Source organism: Shewanella putrefaciens, assembly GCF_016406325.1.
GTDB classification, from domain to species: Bacteria; Pseudomonadota; Gammaproteobacteria; order Enterobacterales; family Shewanellaceae; genus Shewanella; species Shewanella putrefaciens.
Genome location: NZ_CP066370.1, coordinates 938,411 through 954,367 on the forward strand (window position 1 = coordinate 938,411; position 15,957 = coordinate 954,367).

The window sequence follows — 15,957 nt, forward strand, 5'->3', positions numbered from 1 at the left end:
AGCGCATGATTCTTTTAAATCCGTATTTTAGGTTTGAAAACACCTATAATTTTCGTGGCGATGCCAAGTCAATTGGGGTAAAATGCGCGCGACCAGCGTGATTGCGATCGCATTTCCGTGATAAATCTGCGCTAGCTCAATGCAGTGGGTTTTGTTTAAAACCTCAGTATTTAGCAGGAACGCGGCGCATTGTCTTTCCTTCAAAACGTAGTGCTTGTGGATATGATTACAATTAAGAAAGGATTGGAACTGCCTATAGCAGGCGGACCAGAGCAAGTTATCCATAATGGCCCAGCCATTAAACATGTAGCTACTTTGGGTGAAGAGTATATTGGCTTACGTCCTACAATGAAGATTAAAGTGGGCGATAAAGTACAAAAAGGCCAGGTTCTTTTTGAAGATAAGAAGAATTTAGGCGTTAAATATACGGCTTTAGCCAGTGGTACTATATTAGACATTAACCGGGGCGCCCAGCGTGTGTTGCAGTCTGTTGTTATTCAAGTGGAAGGAAACGACAGCGTTTCCTTTGCTAAGTATGACGCCACTGCTCTCGATACGCTCGACTCGCAACTGGTCCGTGATAATCTGATTGAATCAGGTTTATGGACTGCTTTGCGTACACGTCCTTTCAGCAAAGTTCCTGCTGTAGATTCATCTGCCGCTGGTATTTTTGTAACCGCAATTGATACTCAACCTCTTGCCGCTGATCCTGTTGTAGTGATCCGTGAGCATAAAGAAGATTTTGCTAATGGTCTTAAGATCTTAGCACGACTCACCGAAGGTAAAGTTTACCTTTGTAAAGCACCAGGCGCCGATATTCCTGCCGCAAACGCCCAAGTTGAAGAATTTGCTGGCGTTCATCCTGCGGGTTTAGTGGGTACTCATATCCATTTCTTATTACCTGCATCTGCAAAACGTACCGTTTGGCATATTGGTTACCAAGATGTAATAGCAATTGGTCAGCTATTTACGACGGGTGAACTCAATACTGAACGTGTGGTTGCTATAGCGGGTCCTAAAGCGGCTAAACCAAGATTGGTACGTACAGTTTTGGGTGCGAGCATGGCGGAATTAACTGCAGGTGAAACCTTAGCGGGTAATGTGCGTCTGATTTCAGGCTCTGTACTGAACGGTCGTACTGCTGTGGGTCCTCAAGGATACTTAGGCCGCTACCATGTTCAAGTGAGTTTGCTAGAAGAAGGTACTGAGAAAGAGTTTTTAGGTTGGGTATTACCAGGCTCAAACAAATTCTCTATTACTCGTGCATTCCTTGGGCATCTGACACCTTCTCGTTTGTTCAGTATGACAACGAGCACGGGCGGTTCAGATCGCGCTATGGTGCCAATTGGTAACTACGAGCGTGTGATGCCATTGGATATTCTTCCTACTATGTTGCTGCGTGACTTAGTTTCAGGTGATTTTGACGGCGCTGCTACGTTAGGCGCGTTAGAGTTGGATGAAGAAGATCTCGCACTGTGTACGTTCGTATGTCCAGGCAAATATGACTACGGTTCATATCTGCGTGACTGTCTAGATACGATCGAGAGGGAAGGCTAATGAGCTTGAAAGATTTTTTCGAACGTATTGAACCCGACTTTGAAAAAGGCGGTAAATACGAAAAGTTTTATGCCCTATTCGAAGCGGCATACACGATTTTTTATACGCCAGGTAAAGTGAACAAAGGTAAAACCCATGTTCGCGATAACCTTGACCTAAAACGTATGATGATTACGGTTTGGGCCTGTGCATTCCCCGCGATGTTTGTGGGTATGTACAACGTAGGTTTACAAGCACAATTAGCGTTAATCGCTGGTTTTGCGACCCCAGATGTATGGCAAGTGAGTTTGTTTGGCATGTTCGGTACTGAACTGACGGCAAATTCTGGCTGGCCAGCATTAATGTGGTATGGCGCCTGTTTCTTCCTGCCTATCTATGCGGTGACATTCGCCATCGGTGGTATTTGGGAAGTGTTGTTTGCGGCTATCCGTGGCCATGAAGTCAACGAAGGTTTCTTCGTAACCTCTATCCTGTTTGCCTTAACGCTACCAGCGACGATTCCATTATGGATGGTGGCACTAGGTATCACCTTTGGTGTGGTCGTGGCTAAGGAAGTGTTCGGTGGTACTGGTCGTAACTTCTTAAACCCTGCCCTTGCTGGTCGTGCTTTTCTGTTCTTTGCTTATCCGCTGAACATGTCAGGTGACACTACATGGGTTGTGGCAGATGGTTATTCAGGTGCGACAGCGCTGAGCCAAGCAGCTGCGGGCAGTTTAGATTATGCCTTCAACCAAAACTGGTGGGATGCCTTCTTCGGTTTCATCCCAGGTTCTGTCGGTGAAGTGTCTACATTAGCGATTCTATTAGGTGGTTTGGTCATCATCTATACCCGTATTGCTTCATGGCGCATCGTTGGCGGTGTGATGGTCGGTATGATTGCCATTTCAACCTTGCTGAACCTGATTGGTAGCGATACTAATCAAATGTTTGCAATGCCTTGGTACTGGCACTTAGTGTTAGGTGGCTTTGCATTTGGCATGATGTTTATGGCGACAGACCCAGTGTCAGCGTCATTTACTAACCAAGCTAAATGGGCATACGGTATCTTGATTGGTGCAATGGCTGTGTTTATCCGCGTGATTAACCCTGCATTCCCAGAAGGCATGATGTTGGCAATTTTGTTTGCTAACTTGTTCGCGCCATTGTTCGACCACTTTGTGGTTCAGGCAAATATCAAGCGGAGGATTGCCCGTGGCTAGTAATAAAGATTCGTTCGGCAGAACGTTATTTATCGTCGTCGGCTTATGTCTAATTTGTGCGATATTTGTGTCTACTGCAGCAGTGTTACTGCGCCCGACTCAAGCAGAAAATAAACTACTTGATAAGCAAAAGTACATTCTGGAAGCCGCTGGTCTTATCGATACTAAAGCGGGCAAAGTGACCAAAGCGCAAATTTTGGAAACTTATAGCAAACATATCGAAGCTAAACTCGTTAACTTGAAAACCGGTGATTGGGTTGATGGTGTTGACGCTGATAAATTTGATCAACGCAAAGCGTCTCGGGATGTGAAAACTTCATTTGTACCTGAGCACGATATTGCTTCTATCAAACGTGTTGCTGAGAATGCTGTGGTTTATCTGGTGCGTGATGATCAAGGTAAATTAACGAGCGTGATCCTGCCCGTTCATGGTTATGGCCTATGGTCGACTATGTATGCCTTCCTTGCGATGGATGCAGACTTAAATACAGTGCAAAGCTTAGTCTACTACGAGCACGGTGAAACACCGGGCTTAGGTGGCGAAGTGCAAAACGCACAGTGGAAAGCTAAGTGGCAGGGTAAGAAGTTATTTGATGAGCAAGGTAAACTCGCTATCAGCATAACCAAAAATCCCGCAGTGGCCAGCACTGAGTTTGGTGTAGACGCATTGTCTGGCGCGACATTAACCAGTAACGGTGTGCAACATTCACTGACATTCTGGTTGGGTAAAGAAGGTTTTGCGAGTTTCATTGAAAAAGCACGCAATGGAGGTCTCAGCTAATGTCTGACGCTAAAGAACTGAAACAGGTTCTGACTGGACCTATAGTCAACAACAACCCAATTGCACTCCAAATTCTTGGTGTATGTAGTGCGCTAGCAGTAACGAGTAAGCTCGAGACTGCACTGGTAATGGCGTTGGCATTAACTGCGGTAACTGCGTTTTCGAACCTGTTTATCTCGTTAATTCGTAATCACATTCCAAGCAGTGTGCGTATTATCGTACAGATGACCATTATTGCCTCTTTGGTTATCGTGGTTGACCAATTGCTGCAAGCTTATGCTTACCAGATCTCTAAGCAATTGTCGGTATTTGTTGGTTTAATTATTACCAACTGTATCGTAATGGGCCGCGCTGAAGCCTATGCGATGAAAACACCGCCAATGATGAGCTTTATGGATGGTATCGGCAACGGTTTAGGTTACGGTGTGATTCTATTAGCCGTTGGCTTCGTACGTGAACTGTTTGGTAACGGTTCGCTATTCGGTGTCCAAATCCTGCACAAGATCTCTGAGGGTGGCTGGTATCAACCTAACGGTATGTTATTACTGCCTCCGAGTGCGTTCTTCCTAATTGGTATTCTAATTTGGATTATTCGTACCTATAAGCCAGAGCAAGTTGAAGCAAAAGGGTAAGTGCGATGGAACATTATATTAGCCTGTTAATTCGCTCTGTTTTCATTGAAAACATGGCACTGGCCTTCTTCCTTGGTATGTGTACTTTCTTGGCCGTTTCTAAGAAAGTGACTACTGCCATGGGCCTAGGGATTGCGGTAGTTGTAGTGTTAACTATCTCTGTTCCTGCGAACCAAGTTATCTATCAAGGGCTGTTAGCTCCTGGTGCACTTGCTTGGGCTGGCGCACCTGAAGCTGACTTAAGCTTCTTGAAATTCATTACCTTTATCGGTGTGATTGCTGCTTTAGTTCAAATACTAGAAATGGCACTGGATAAATATTTTCCACCTTTGTACAACGCGTTAGGTATTTTCTTACCTTTGATCACTGTGAACTGTGCGATTTTCGGTGCGGTATCATTCATGGTTGAGCGTGACTACAAACTGGGCGAAAGTGTGGTATTTGGTTTCGGCTCTGGAATAGGTTGGGCATTAGCTATCGTATTGATGGCCGGTATCCGTGAGAAGCTGAAGTATGCCGATGTGCCTAATGGCCTGCGTGGTTTAGGGATTACCTTTATTACCGCTGGTTTAATGGCCTTAGGTTTCATGTCGTTTTCAGGTGTGTCCCTGTAAAAGACACTCAACGGCTTCTTGAATTGGACCTTCTAAGGATAAGTTAATGGATATTCTTGGTATTTTTAAATCTACTCCACTTGAGGTTTACCTCGGTGTGAGTATGTTTACTGCTATCGTCCTGATCTTGGTATTAGTGATTTTATTCGCTAAATCTAAGTTAGTGGCGAGCGGTGACATCACGATCGGTATTAATGACGATCCTGAAAAAGCGATAAAAACCGGTGCGGGCGGCAAGTTATTAGGCGCTCTTGCCAATAACGGTATTTTCGTATCGAGTGCATGTGGTGGTGGTGGTTCTTGCGGCCAATGCCGTGTGGTGATTAAGTCTGGCGGCGGTGATATTCTGCCGACTGAACTTGACCACATCAGCAAAGGTGATGCCCGTAAAGGTTGTCGTCTTTCTTGTCAGGTTAACGTCAAAAACGATATGGAAATCGAGCTTGACGAAGAAATCTTCGGTATCAAAAAATGGGAATGTACTGTTATCTCTAATGATAATAAAGCCACTTTCATTAAAGAACTGAAGCTACAAATTCCTGATGGCGAGTCTGTACCATTCCGTGCGGGTGGCTATATCCAAATCGAAGCGCCAGCTCATCACATTAAATATGCAGATTTCGACGTACCTGCACAATACCGTGGTGACTGGGAGCACTTTGGTTTCTTCAATCTTGAATCTAAGGTTGATGAAGAAACGATTCGTGCATACTCAATGGCTAACTACCCAGAAGAGTTCGGTATTATCATGCTGAACGTGCGTATTGCTACGCCTCCACCACGTAACTTGACACTGCCTTGCGGTAAGATGTCATCTTACATATGGAGCTTAAAAGCGGGTGATAAAGTGACGATTTCTGGTCCATTTGGTGAGTTCTTCGCGAAAGATACCGATGCAGAAATGGTGTTTATCGGTGGTGGCGCGGGTATGGCACCAATGCGTTCGCACATTTTCGACCAACTTAAGCGTCTTAAATCTAAGCGTAAGATGAGCTTCTGGTACGGTGCGCGTTCTAAGCGTGAAATGTTCTATGTTGAAGATTTCGATGGTCTCGCGGCTGAGAATGATAACTTCGTATGGCATGTGGCGCTGTCCGATCCTCAACCTGAGGATAACTGGGATGGTTATACTGGTTTCATCCATAACGTACTGTATGAAAACTATCTGAAAGACCACGAAGCGCCTGAAGATTGTGAGTTCTACATGTGTGGACCTCCAATGATGAACGCTGCCGTCATTGGTATGTTGAAAAATCTTGGTGTCGAAGACGAAAACATCCTGTTGGATGACTTCGGCGGCTAATGTTCATTAGCCTAGGATGAGAAAAGTTGCAGATGTTGAGGTTAATCTTTCATCTGCAACTTTTGCATTTAAGGGCACAAATAAGAGTAGTAGGTCACTATGTTTCAGACCTTAAAGATCAATACCTCAGCATTAAAGTATTCAGTGAACTGGCTAGTCCTCGTAGGGCTGGCCTTTTTTGTTTCAGCCTGTTCAAAGCAAAATGAAGTCATTTCGTTAGCTGGCAGTACTATGGGCACGACTTATCATATTAAAGTCGTCCCGAATGAGCAGATGCCAACGGCGCAGTTACTTCAAGCGGAAATTGATTTAGCCCTTGAGCTAGTCAATGACCAGATGTCGACGTATCGACCTCATTCAGAATTATCCCGTTTCAACCAATTGCCATTAGAACAAAGCGTTGAAGTCTCACCAGATACCATTAAAGTGGTGCAAGAGGGAATACGTTTATATCAAGTGACGGATAAGGCACTTGATATTACCTTAGGTCCTTTGGTTAATCTGTGGGGATTTGGGCCAGACAAGCGCCCCACTAAAGTCCCCACTCAAGCTGATATTGATGCAGCGAAAGCGAAAACGGGAATTAGTGAACTCTCTGTTGAAGGTAACCGTTTAAGAAAGCACAATGCCCATTTATATGTTGATCTTTCATCGATAGCTAAAGGCTTTGGTGTTGATAAAGTGGCTTCTATTTTAGATAAATATCATGCTAGCGGTTATCTAGTGGAAATTGGCGGCGAGCTGAGTATTAAAGGAACCAAGGGAGATGGTAGCTCTTGGCGCGTGGCTATAGAGCAGCCAACCGATGAGGGTGTGGCAGTACAACAGGTGATTGAGCCAGGCACTATGGCAATGGCGACCTCTGGTGATTATCGTAATTACTACGAGGAAGATGGCCAACGTTTTACCCATATTATTGATCCCCGCACTGGTTTACCTGTTAATCATAAGCTAGCCTCTGTGACCGTTTTGCATAAAGATTGTATGACCGCGGACGGTTTTGCGACGGCAATGATTGTTTTGGGTACAGAAGCATCATTGGAGCTTGCCAAGAAAGAACACTTGGCGATAATGCTAATAGAAAAGCAAGGCGAAGGATTTAAAGTTTACTACAGTGACGCCTTCAAGCCTTTCCTTAAGTAGTTGGAGTTAACATGAGCACTTTTATCGCGGCATTTGTGATTTTATTACTGTTCTTTTTGCTGATGTCGATAGGTTATCTTATCAAGCGCAAAGCCGTTGAGGGAAGTTGTGGCGGTTTAGGTGTATTAGGGATTGAAAAAGCCTGTGATTGTGATGATCCCTGTGACAAACGTAAGCGTCGAATGGCGGCTGAAGAAGCTCGCCGTGAGAAGTTAACGAAAGACCGGATTATTTAGAACATCTCGAATCGACAATAGCCTCCCTACATCGGAGGCTATTTTTTTGCTTATATTTTATTACTCATTTGAGATTTATCCTTGGTATTTGAGTGGGATAGGACGTTAATCTAAGCGGAAATGAGAATGGTTTTTATAATTAAATAGATGAAATATAAAGATAATTTGAGTTTGCAGCTAAACTGTACTAGGCTAGAAGCTTGATTTAGATCAATCTTTTCACGTTTACCAAGGATCGTAACTTATGAAAGGTCATCCAAAAGTGGTGGGACAACTGAATCGGGTGCTTACCTGTGAGTTGACGGCCATCAACCAATATTTTCTCCATGCCAGAATGTTTAAGCATTGGGGTTTTGAGAAGCTAAACCACGTCGAATATAAAAAATCTATTCAGGATATGAAGCACGCCGATAAGCTTATTGAACGCGTGTTGTTTCTGGAAGGATTGCCCAATCTGCAGCAACTTGAAAAATTGCGCATCGGTGAGCACAGCCAAGAAATGCTCGATTGTGATTATGCGATGGTGCAAGAGCAGTTAACGCTGCTACGTGATGCCATTACCCTGTGTGAAGCTGAGCAAGACTATGTGAGCCGAGATTTATTAGAAGATATTCTTGAAGATGAAGAAGAGCATTTAGATTGGCTCGAGTCTCAGCAGGAGTTGATCTCGTTAACGGGTATCCAAAATTATCTGCAATCACAAATCAGTGAATCATAGGAGCGAAATATGAAAGGCGATAAAGATGTCATCGATGCGTTAAATCGACTCCTAACGGGAGAACTCTCGGCAATGGATCAGTATTTTGTCCATGCCCATATGTACGAAGATTGGGGCTTGAATGAACTCTATGAACGTATCGCCCATGAGTCAGATGATGAGAAAGCCCATGCAGCAAAACTCGTGCAGCGTATTTTATTCCTCGAAGGTACGCCTAATGTTGCTGCCCGTGAGGCATTGAATATAGGTAAAGATGTAGAAGAAATGCTACGTAATGATCTCGCCTACGAATACAAGGTCGCGGATGATTTACGTAAAGTGATTGCCCTATGTGAGCAGAAGCAAGATTACCAGACTCGAGAAATACTTGAAGTGTTGCTTGACGATACTGAGTCTGATCATATGTATTGGCTCGAAAAACAACTTGGACTTATTGACCGTGTTGGACTGCAAAACTATCTGCAAACTAAGATGTAACGTCTACATGAAGATCAGCGGGTTTGCCTCGCTGATCTTATTTCTACTTTTGTACATATACTTAATCTTTTATACAGTCTATCTAACTATAAAAATCCGCCCTCACAAATTCATCCTCTGCCATCTTTATTAAATTCAGCTAATTCTGTTATATGTGTAATGTCCTTTCTTTACAAATAGTTGTTTACGTTTTTTATATGAATTTCATCTGTTGTTGCCCCGTAAAAATTGTTAACGTGTAAAACTGTTTTTACGCCTTATATTGTTAAATGTTGTCAGTCTGACGGGGATATAGATGGGATATATAAAACGTTCTCTAAGTTTGCAGTTGGTTGTGACGATTGTCAGCGCCTTAGCAGTACTCCTTACCTTAGTTGCCGTTTTGTTGGTAACGAAAGAAAGTAATAATACTCGTAAGCAAGTCGATGAGGATATTTCGGCACTTGTTGCATTAAAAGCCAATGAAATCAGTGGATATTTTATTGCTAAGGGTCAGGTCATCCACTCCATATTTGCTGAACCGGGTTTGGTGAGTTGGTTTAGCCAGTATCATGCCCGTGGCAGCAATCTTGCCGCTGATAGCCAATATCAAAATATTATTCGTTATTTCAAATCCTTTTCTGAGCGCGATCCCGATATAAAATCCGTATTTTTTGGTTCGGCTAATACGTTTGAATATTTTGATCTCAATGGTCGTTTCGATGGCGACCCCAATTACTACACTAATAAACGACCTTGGTGGCAGGAGGCTATCGACCAACGTGGACTCTTTGTGGGCGATCCTGCCGTGGATGCTAACGATGGCTCTATCTCTGCGACGGTTAAAACTCCTGTCTATGGGGCAAATGGTGAATTGATTGGTATCGGTGGTATGGATATTTTGATCGATACCATTGGTAAATCCCTGTTAGCACCGATCAAATATCGCAATTTTGGTCAAGCTTTCCTGATGACCGATGACGGCAAGCTGGTTTATTTCCCTGGATTTTCTGAGCGTTTTCCACCGGGTTCTTTAGCTAGTCAAGTCGACAGTCAGTTTGAAAATACGTCTGGATTCGCCTTACTAAGACAACAGATGCAACGGGAAGCGCAAGGCTTTGCTGAAGTGACGTTTAATGGCGTGCCACAGAGAGTCACTTTTGTATCTGTCGGAGGGGATTATCCTAAGCAAAAATGGCACCTAGCCTTTATGTTACCCCATGAGGTAATAGAAGCGCCTGTGACAGCGGCCTTTTGGAATGCGTGTTTAGTTGCTATCGGCATTATGCTGTTAGTCGGAATAACGGTTTGGTTAATGTTGCTGCCCTTTAGACGTCAGTTATCTAAGCTATTGGATGCGATGGAGGATATTGCTGAAGGTGATAGCGATCTTTCTCAACGTATTCTAATGGATCGAGAAGATGAATTAGGCAAACTGGGTGATGCCTTTAACCGCTTTGCTGAAAAAGTTCAGCATATGTTATTGCATACCCGCACGCTAACGCAGGAAGTCGGTACAGGGGTGGAAGATGCTCGGCAAGTGTGTGAATTAGCCGTATCTTCAGTGTCATCTCAGAAACAGCAAATCGATTCTGTGGCAACCGCAGCGACACAAATGGCACAGACGAGCCAAGAGATGGCGGTGAGTGCCCAAAGAGCAAATGATTTTGCACAGAAAGCACAAACACAAGCCCACGATGGTACTCAGATTGTTTCACGTGCGACAGAAGGGATGAAAGCGCTATCTCTGCAAGTTATTGAGGCTGCAAAAGTGATTAAACACTTACGTAATAGCTCAGAACAAATCGGTGAGGTATTGAGTGTTATTCGTCATATTGCCGAGCAAACTAATCTACTGGCGCTCAATGCGGCTATCGAAGCGGCCCGTGCGGGTGAACAAGGCCGTGGCTTTGCTGTGGTGGCAGATGAAGTGCGTACGTTGGCATCGCGAACCCAAGATTCTACCGCTAATATTCAGGGCATTATTCAGACATTACAACAAAGTGCATTACAGGCAGAACAAGTGATGGAGTCTGGCGTTGAGCAGGCAAAAGCAGGTCAGGATCTGACGACTCAAGTGGAGCAAGCATTAAATGATATCGCAAATGCCATTGTGTCTATTCAGCAACAAACCGTAGAAATTACCGTGGCAATTGGTCAACAGGCGGTAGTCGCCGAGGAAGTGGCGCAAAACGTTGAGAATGTTCGTGGTTTATCGGATCAATCTTTGTTATCCAGCCAAGATCTATCGCAAAGTCTACAGGGCTTTGAACATGTAACCCGTAAACTCACCTTAAATATTGGGCAATTCAAAATCTGATCTCAGGTAGACGCGTCATCAATAAAAGGAGCTTCGGCTCCTTTTGTTTTATCTGTGGGTAAGAGAATAAGTGTGTATAGAGCACTTGATTACTGGTTTTATATACAGTATTTTGACGTTGGAGGAATTCAACGTGCGAAAAATTATTCACATCGATATGGACTGCTATTTTGCAGCAGTAGAAATGCGTGACTTTCCCGAGTACCGTGGCAAGCCTTTAGCCGTGGGTGGCAGTCGTGAACGTCGCGGTGTGATCAGCACTTGTAGTTACGAGGCGCGTAAATTTGGGGTACGTTCGGCGATGGCGACTTCCTATGCCTTTAAGCTGTGTCCCAATCTTATTTTGGTTCCCGGTCGGATGCAGGTTTACAAAGAAGTATCGCTACACATTCGTGAAATCTTCTCCCGCTACACGCCATTGATTGAACCGCTTTCCTTAGATGAAGCCTATTTAGATGTGAGTGAGTGCCAACAATATAAGGGTTCTGCAACCTTAATTGCTGAGGCTATTCGCCGTGATATCTTAGCCGAAACGGGTTTAACGGCTTCGGCGGGGATAGCACCAGTGAAGTTTTTGGCAAAGGTTGCCTCGGATCTGAATAAGCCTAACGGGCAATATGTGATCACACCAGAGATGCTTCCTGAGTTTGTTAAGACCTTATCGCTACGTAAAATTCCCGGAGTGGGTAAAGTCACCGCTGAAAAGTTAACATCCCTTGGGTTAAACACTTGTGGTGATGTGCAGGTTTATTCAAAACAAGAGTTGCTCTCCCGTTTTGGTAAATTGGGTGCAGTGCTAATTGAGCGCGCCCATGGCATTGACGGACGGGGAATTTCCATCGATCGTGAGCGTAAGTCCGTTGGCGTTGAGACCACTCTCGCCAAGGATATTTATACCTTAGAACAGTGCCAGCAAGTGATGCCGGGATTAATCCAAGAGTTGGCGTTGCGTTTAAGCCGCAGCGCTAAGGATCGAAAGATCCATAAGCAAGTCGTTAAACTTAAATTTAGCGATTTTAAACAAACCACCATAGAGCATCGCACTGAGGAGGTTTCTGTGAACCTGTTTTATGATCTTCTTACTCAGGCATTAGCTAGGCAGGATGCTCGGGGGATCCGGCTTGTGGGTATTTCTGTAGGATTAGCCGATTCAACACTTTATGTCGCATCAACATTAAACACCCAGACTCAGCTTGATTTAGCGCTCTAGGCATTTATTGAGTCGATCAATTTCATCACCAACTCGAATCGCTTAATAAGCTGAGGGTGGGTTTTCCAGCATAAAATCAATCAAGAGCCTAACCCGTAGAGGAAGATTATCGCGATCGCGATACATCAAGTAAGCGGTACGCGGAGCACCTTTCCACTCGGGCAGTATTTGAATAAGCTTGCCGCTTTGTATTCGTTCACTCGCCATGCTAATTGGTAATAGTCCAATACCGAGCCCTGCCATCACAGCTTGACTGGCGATAGCCATATCATCGACGGCTAGTTTGATATTACTCCTTGGCTCAAATTCGAAATCTTGCCTAGTGATATTATGCTGTAAGCGCCATGTTTTAGCTGGTTTTGCGATAATAACCGGATGTTGTTCGAGCTCCTCTATAGATTGCAGAGAATGCCATTGCGTTGCCGAACTACTGGCGCAAAGGACAAAGCTAATGGTAGTGAGTGGCCTTGCAATCCAATCAGGATCTTTAGGTTCGCCAACCCGAAAGGCGATATCAATCGCGTTTTCACTCACATCGATATTCATATTCGACAGGCTTAAATCGATATCGATATTAGGATAGCGTAATTGAAAGGCGTTGAGTGATTCCCCCAACCAAAGGTAGGTGGTGTTGATGGGCGCCGAGATCCGCAGTTTTCCAACCGCTTGATGTTTATCCGCATGCAGCTCACCCGATACTTGGTTTAACTCGATAAACAGTGGGCCGCAACGTTCGAGATAACGCTGACCTGTGGCGGTAAGATTTACCCTATGGGCGTCTCGGTGCAGTAAGCGCAACCCTAAAGACTGTTCTAATAGATTGATTCGACGACTTAAGGTAGACGGTGGAATACCTAAATGCTCAGCCGCGAGCTTAAAACTGCCCTGCTGTGCCACAACCCAAAATAAACGCATATCGTCTAGGGAATAATTAAGTTTCATATTTGGAATTTAAGCTCTCAATCTTGCTGGTTTTAATAATATATGAAACTTATAAACTAAGCTCAATCCCAATTCCCTCCCAAGAGGCAGATATGAAATCCCATACCCCTTACCTGACATTCGTTTGTCTACTGATTTGTGTTTTTAGCTGGGGCAGTGTGTTTCCCATTGCTAAGCGAGTGCTGGAGGAGATGTCGGGAGAATCCCTCGTTTTCTGGCGGTTTACTATCGCCGCAGTCACGCTGGCGTTATATATCGCTTTTACGCGTCAAGCTTGGCCCAAATTGAGCTTGGGGCAATACACAGTCATCGCGTTGGTGGGCGTGATTGGTGTTGGTGGTTTAAACCTCGCCTTATTTAATGGTCTACAACACACCTCTGCGGCCAATGGCGCCTTGATTATGGCACTCAGCCCGCTGGTGACTTCAATCGTCAACGCACTATTGCAACGTGAATGGCTCAGCAGGCAACAAGTGTTTAGCTTAGTGGGTGGTTTGGCTGGCGTGCTACTGGTTATCACTAACGGCAGTTTGCAGCAATTGCTCAATTTTAGTGTTAACCAAGGTGACTTGATGGTTGCTGCGGGGATGTTCGCTTGGAGTGGTTATACTATCTGTTCGCAACGGGTTGGGCATTGGTTACCAGTGCTGCCATTTACCTTGCTGAGTATGATTGCGGCAAGTGTATCTATGTCCGTGGTTGGGCTTGGTCGTGGTGAGTTTCACCCTTGGCAGGAGTTGATGGGACTGTCGACGACGGCTTTGTCTAGCGTGCTCTACATAGGTTTGTTCGCCACTGTGCTCGGTTATCTGTTTTGGATTAACGGCGTTAAAGCGCTTGGCCCCGCTAAGGCATCGGTCTTTTTCAATCTAGTGCCTGTCTTTGCTGCATTAACCGCTTTAGCTATGGGGCAGGCGGTGACGGAAATTCAATTGGTGGGTATGGCGATAGTGATCCTCGCGTTGATGTTACCTATGCTGGTTAATCTACGTGCAACAAGGGGCTTAGTGGTTAAGCGTTGTTAATCGATTAAAATAAGGGCACATAATTTGTGACAGGGTGGCCCCTCTTATTCGTTAGATAAAAATTTCAACATATCAATTAGTTGCAGTTTTTATTTTCAATAACTTACAGTTTAAAACGACTGACCAGAGCCGTAAGGTTACTCGCCATTGATGAGAGTTGTACGCTTGCAGCATAGATTTCATCTGTGGTTCGTAAACTGTCTTCTGATTGTTCGGCAATATGTTGAATATTTTGATGGCTTTCATTCGCCATCGTGGTTTGTGCTTTGGCTGCGAGGGCAATTTGATTATTCATGTCACTAATTTGACTGACCATTTCGGCAATATGAGCGAGGGCTTCGCCAGCATTACTGGCCGCTTCTACACTCGAAATGGCTTTTTCATTACCGATATTAATTGCGGCTACAGCGCTTTGCGTGCCATTTTGCACATTGGCGATCATCAATTTTATTTCTTCGGTAGATTGGTGGGTCTTGGAGGCAAGGGAGCGAACTTCATCGGCAACCACTGCAAAACCACGGCCTTGCTCGCCAGCTCGCGCAGCTTCAATTGCTGCATTAAGAGCTAAAAGATTAGTTTGTTCGGCAATGGCTTGGATTACCTCGAGTACGCGGCCGATATGTTGGCCCTCCTGTTCGAGTTTATTGATCTGTATTTCTGCAGAACTTACATCTTCTGCGAGTTCACGGATAACATCGATAGTTTTTTTGACCCTCTCTTGACCATCGGCGGTAAACACATCTGCTTGCTTTGCTGCATCAGCCGCATGACCAGCGCTAACCGACACTTCTTGTACTGAGGCTGCAATATGATCGCTGGCATCGGCAACTCTGTGTGTGGATGCCTGCTGATCCATTAAGGTGTGTTTTGCTCTTGCGCTGGTTTTAGCCAATCCTTCTGCGGCGATATTAAGCGCTGATGTAGATTGTTTAAATTGCGCGATAATGCCGTGTAAGTTATCGAGGAAATGATTGAATGCCTTGGCGAGTTCACCCAGTTCGTCCTTAGAGGCTAAGTGAATTCGTTCAGTTAAATCGCCATCGCCATCAGTAATGTCGTGAATTTTTGCCAGCAGTACAGCGAGCGGTTTACTGATGAGTTTGGGCAGCGTAACGATAAAGAGAATGCAGATCAGGATACTAATAGTTAAGGCAATTAACTGCATCTGCTGCCCATAGTTGGCATCATCATTCACTTGGGTTACTGCTGCGGTAGTATTGCTATTTAAGTCATCAATTAATTGATTGATAGTTTGACGCAGTTGCTCGAATTGAGTAGCGGCTTGGCCGAAGCTCAGATCTATGGCGGTGGTTCGGCCATTACGACCATTTTGGGTGCGCTGAGTGCTTATTTCTGTGGTGGTGTTTCGCCAAAGTTCAAAACGGCGGTGTAATTCATTGAGTGTCTCTTTCGCGAGGGAACTTGTGGTCACATCGGCAAATTTATTAAGGTGCTCTTTTACGAGAGAGATACTGTTAGTGTGCTGTTTCAACAAATTATTGTATGAGTCTGAACCCACCTCAACGAACATCAAGCTACGTTCGGCTACTTGAGCTTGGTACAGCTCTTTGTCTGCCTGTAGCAGTTCAAATTGGCTAGGTAGGAATTCCAGTGCCAGTGTGTTTGCGCTGTTATTTAATGCTTTAAGCCCTAAGATGCCTGTTGCGGAGGCGAAGATGACTACGCCAGCGAGTAGTAAACTTGGGTAAGTCAATTTCTGATTAACGGAAAGATCTTTATACCATTCCATTGTCACACTTCCTTGATTGAGACATTGAAATACGAGGGCCGCGATAACCTTTAAAAGGTGAGTATATACGG

At 44.6% G+C, this 15,957-nt stretch carries 15 protein-coding genes; 13 read left to right on the forward strand and 2 right to left on the reverse strand.

The window, feature by feature from the left end; translation table 11 throughout:
- Nucleotides 1–222 precede the first annotated feature (222 nt).
- The 12 genes from JEZ96_RS04280 (at nucleotide 223) to dinB (ending at nucleotide 12,169) form a co-directional block, all read left to right on the forward strand.
- Entirely contained in the window at nucleotides 223–1,557 is a 1,335-nt protein-coding gene (locus tag JEZ96_RS04280) for a Na(+)-translocating NADH-quinone reductase subunit A (protein ID WP_011790499.1), read from the forward strand.
- Nucleotides 1,557–2,756, forward strand: a complete 1,200-nt coding sequence (locus JEZ96_RS04285; protein ID WP_011790498.1) for an NADH:ubiquinone reductase (Na(+)-transporting) subunit B — start codon at nucleotides 1,557–1,559, stop codon at nucleotides 2,754–2,756. Before JEZ96_RS04280 ends, JEZ96_RS04285 begins: the two co-directional genes overlap by 1 nt.
- Nucleotides 2,749–3,537: a Na(+)-translocating NADH-quinone reductase subunit C gene (locus JEZ96_RS04290; RefSeq protein ID WP_011790497.1), complete on the forward strand. Its 789-nt coding sequence runs from the start codon at nucleotides 2,749–2,751 to the stop codon at nucleotides 3,535–3,537. The genes JEZ96_RS04285 and JEZ96_RS04290 overlap by 8 nt, the downstream gene beginning before the upstream one ends.
- Nucleotides 3,537–4,169, forward strand: a complete 633-nt coding sequence (locus JEZ96_RS04295; protein ID WP_011790496.1) for an NADH:ubiquinone reductase (Na(+)-transporting) subunit D — start codon at nucleotides 3,537–3,539, stop codon at nucleotides 4,167–4,169. The genes JEZ96_RS04290 and JEZ96_RS04295 overlap by 1 nt, the downstream gene beginning before the upstream one ends.
- Before the next feature lie 5 nt (nucleotides 4,170–4,174).
- Nucleotides 4,175–4,783, forward strand: a complete 609-nt coding sequence (gene nqrE / locus JEZ96_RS04300; RefSeq protein WP_011790495.1) for an NADH:ubiquinone reductase (Na(+)-transporting) subunit E — start codon at nucleotides 4,175–4,177, stop codon at nucleotides 4,781–4,783.
- A gap of 46 nt (nucleotides 4,784–4,829) precedes the next feature.
- Nucleotides 4,830–6,086, forward strand: coding sequence for an NADH:ubiquinone reductase (Na(+)-transporting) subunit F (nqrF, locus tag JEZ96_RS04305; RefSeq protein ID WP_011790494.1), 1,257 nt, complete (start codon nucleotides 4,830–4,832; stop codon nucleotides 6,084–6,086).
- Between the two features lie 99 nt (nucleotides 6,087–6,185).
- Nucleotides 6,186–7,229: an FAD:protein FMN transferase gene (locus tag JEZ96_RS04310; protein ID WP_011918790.1), complete on the forward strand. Its 1,044-nt coding sequence runs from the start codon at nucleotides 6,186–6,188 to the stop codon at nucleotides 7,227–7,229.
- Between the two features lie 11 nt (nucleotides 7,230–7,240).
- Nucleotides 7,241–7,465: a (Na+)-NQR maturation NqrM gene (nqrM, locus tag JEZ96_RS04315; RefSeq protein WP_007645837.1), complete on the forward strand. Its 225-nt coding sequence runs from the start codon at nucleotides 7,241–7,243 to the stop codon at nucleotides 7,463–7,465.
- A gap of 244 nt (nucleotides 7,466–7,709) precedes the next feature.
- Nucleotides 7,710–8,183, forward strand: coding sequence for a bacterioferritin (gene bfr, locus JEZ96_RS04320; RefSeq protein WP_011790492.1), 474 nt, complete (start codon nucleotides 7,710–7,712; stop codon nucleotides 8,181–8,183).
- Nucleotides 8,184–8,192: 9 nt separating this feature from the next.
- Nucleotides 8,193–8,660, forward strand: a complete 468-nt coding sequence (gene bfr, locus JEZ96_RS04325) for a bacterioferritin (protein ID WP_011918791.1) — start codon at nucleotides 8,193–8,195, stop codon at nucleotides 8,658–8,660.
- Nucleotides 8,661–8,955: 295 nt separating this feature from the next.
- Nucleotides 8,956–10,959, forward strand: coding sequence for a methyl-accepting chemotaxis protein (locus JEZ96_RS04330; protein WP_014610006.1), 2,004 nt, complete (start codon nucleotides 8,956–8,958; stop codon nucleotides 10,957–10,959).
- 133 nt (nucleotides 10,960–11,092) lie between these two features.
- On the forward strand, nucleotides 11,093–12,169 hold the full coding sequence (dinB, locus tag JEZ96_RS04335; RefSeq protein WP_011790489.1) for a DNA polymerase IV: 1,077 nt from the start codon (nucleotides 11,093–11,095) through the stop codon (nucleotides 12,167–12,169).
- 42 nt (nucleotides 12,170–12,211) lie between these two features.
- On the opposite strand, the gene JEZ96_RS04340 is transcribed toward dinB, so the two are convergent.
- Nucleotides 12,212–13,111: a LysR family transcriptional regulator gene (locus tag JEZ96_RS04340; RefSeq protein WP_025008812.1), complete on the reverse strand. Its 900-nt coding sequence runs from the start codon at nucleotides 13,109–13,111 to the stop codon at nucleotides 12,212–12,214.
- A 92-nt stretch (nucleotides 13,112–13,203) separates the two neighbouring features.
- On the opposite strand from JEZ96_RS04340, the gene JEZ96_RS04345 reads away from it, so the two are divergent.
- Nucleotides 13,204–14,136 (forward strand): DMT family transporter, encoded by a 933-nt coding sequence (locus JEZ96_RS04345; protein ID WP_025008813.1) that lies wholly within the window; start codon nucleotides 13,204–13,206, stop codon nucleotides 14,134–14,136.
- A 103-nt stretch (nucleotides 14,137–14,239) separates the two neighbouring features.
- On the opposite strand, the gene JEZ96_RS04350 is transcribed toward JEZ96_RS04345, so the two are convergent.
- Nucleotides 14,240–15,886 (reverse strand): methyl-accepting chemotaxis protein, encoded by a 1,647-nt coding sequence (locus JEZ96_RS04350; RefSeq protein WP_025008814.1) that lies wholly within the window; start codon nucleotides 15,884–15,886, stop codon nucleotides 14,240–14,242.
- Nucleotides 15,887–15,957: the final 71 nt, after the last annotated feature.

Excerpts from the sequence above, each read along its gene's own strand:
- JEZ96_RS04285 (WP_011790498.1), top strand. The coding sequence starts at position 1,557 with ATGAGCTTGAAAGATTTTTTCGAACGTATTGAACCCGACTTTGAAAAA.
- JEZ96_RS04345 (WP_025008813.1), top strand. The coding sequence starts at position 13,204 with ATGAAATCCCATACCCCTTACCTGACATTCGTTTGTCTACTGATTTGT.
- bfr (WP_011790492.1), top strand. The coding sequence starts at position 7,710 with ATGAAAGGTCATCCAAAAGTGGTGGGACAACTGAATCGGGTGCTTACC.
- nqrM (WP_007645837.1), top strand. The coding sequence starts at position 7,241 with ATGAGCACTTTTATCGCGGCATTTGTGATTTTATTACTGTTCTTTTTG.
- nqrE (WP_011790495.1), top strand. The coding sequence starts at position 4,175 with ATGGAACATTATATTAGCCTGTTAATTCGCTCTGTTTTCATTGAAAAC.
- nqrF (WP_011790494.1), top strand. The coding sequence starts at position 4,830 with ATGGATATTCTTGGTATTTTTAAATCTACTCCACTTGAGGTTTACCTC.
- JEZ96_RS04340 (WP_025008812.1), bottom strand. The coding sequence starts at position 13,111 with ATGAAACTTAATTATTCCCTAGACGATATGCGTTTATTTTGGGTTGTG.
- bfr (WP_011918791.1), top strand. The coding sequence starts at position 8,193 with ATGAAAGGCGATAAAGATGTCATCGATGCGTTAAATCGACTCCTAACG.
- JEZ96_RS04310 (WP_011918790.1), top strand. The coding sequence starts at position 6,186 with ATGTTTCAGACCTTAAAGATCAATACCTCAGCATTAAAGTATTCAGTG.
- JEZ96_RS04295 (WP_011790496.1), top strand. The coding sequence starts at position 3,537 with ATGTCTGACGCTAAAGAACTGAAACAGGTTCTGACTGGACCTATAGTC.
- JEZ96_RS04350 (WP_025008814.1), bottom strand. The coding sequence starts at position 15,886 with ATGGAATGGTATAAAGATCTTTCCGTTAATCAGAAATTGACTTACCCA.
- JEZ96_RS04330 (WP_014610006.1), top strand. The coding sequence starts at position 8,956 with ATGGGATATATAAAACGTTCTCTAAGTTTGCAGTTGGTTGTGACGATT.
- JEZ96_RS04280 (WP_011790499.1), top strand. The coding sequence starts at position 223 with ATGATTACAATTAAGAAAGGATTGGAACTGCCTATAGCAGGCGGACCA.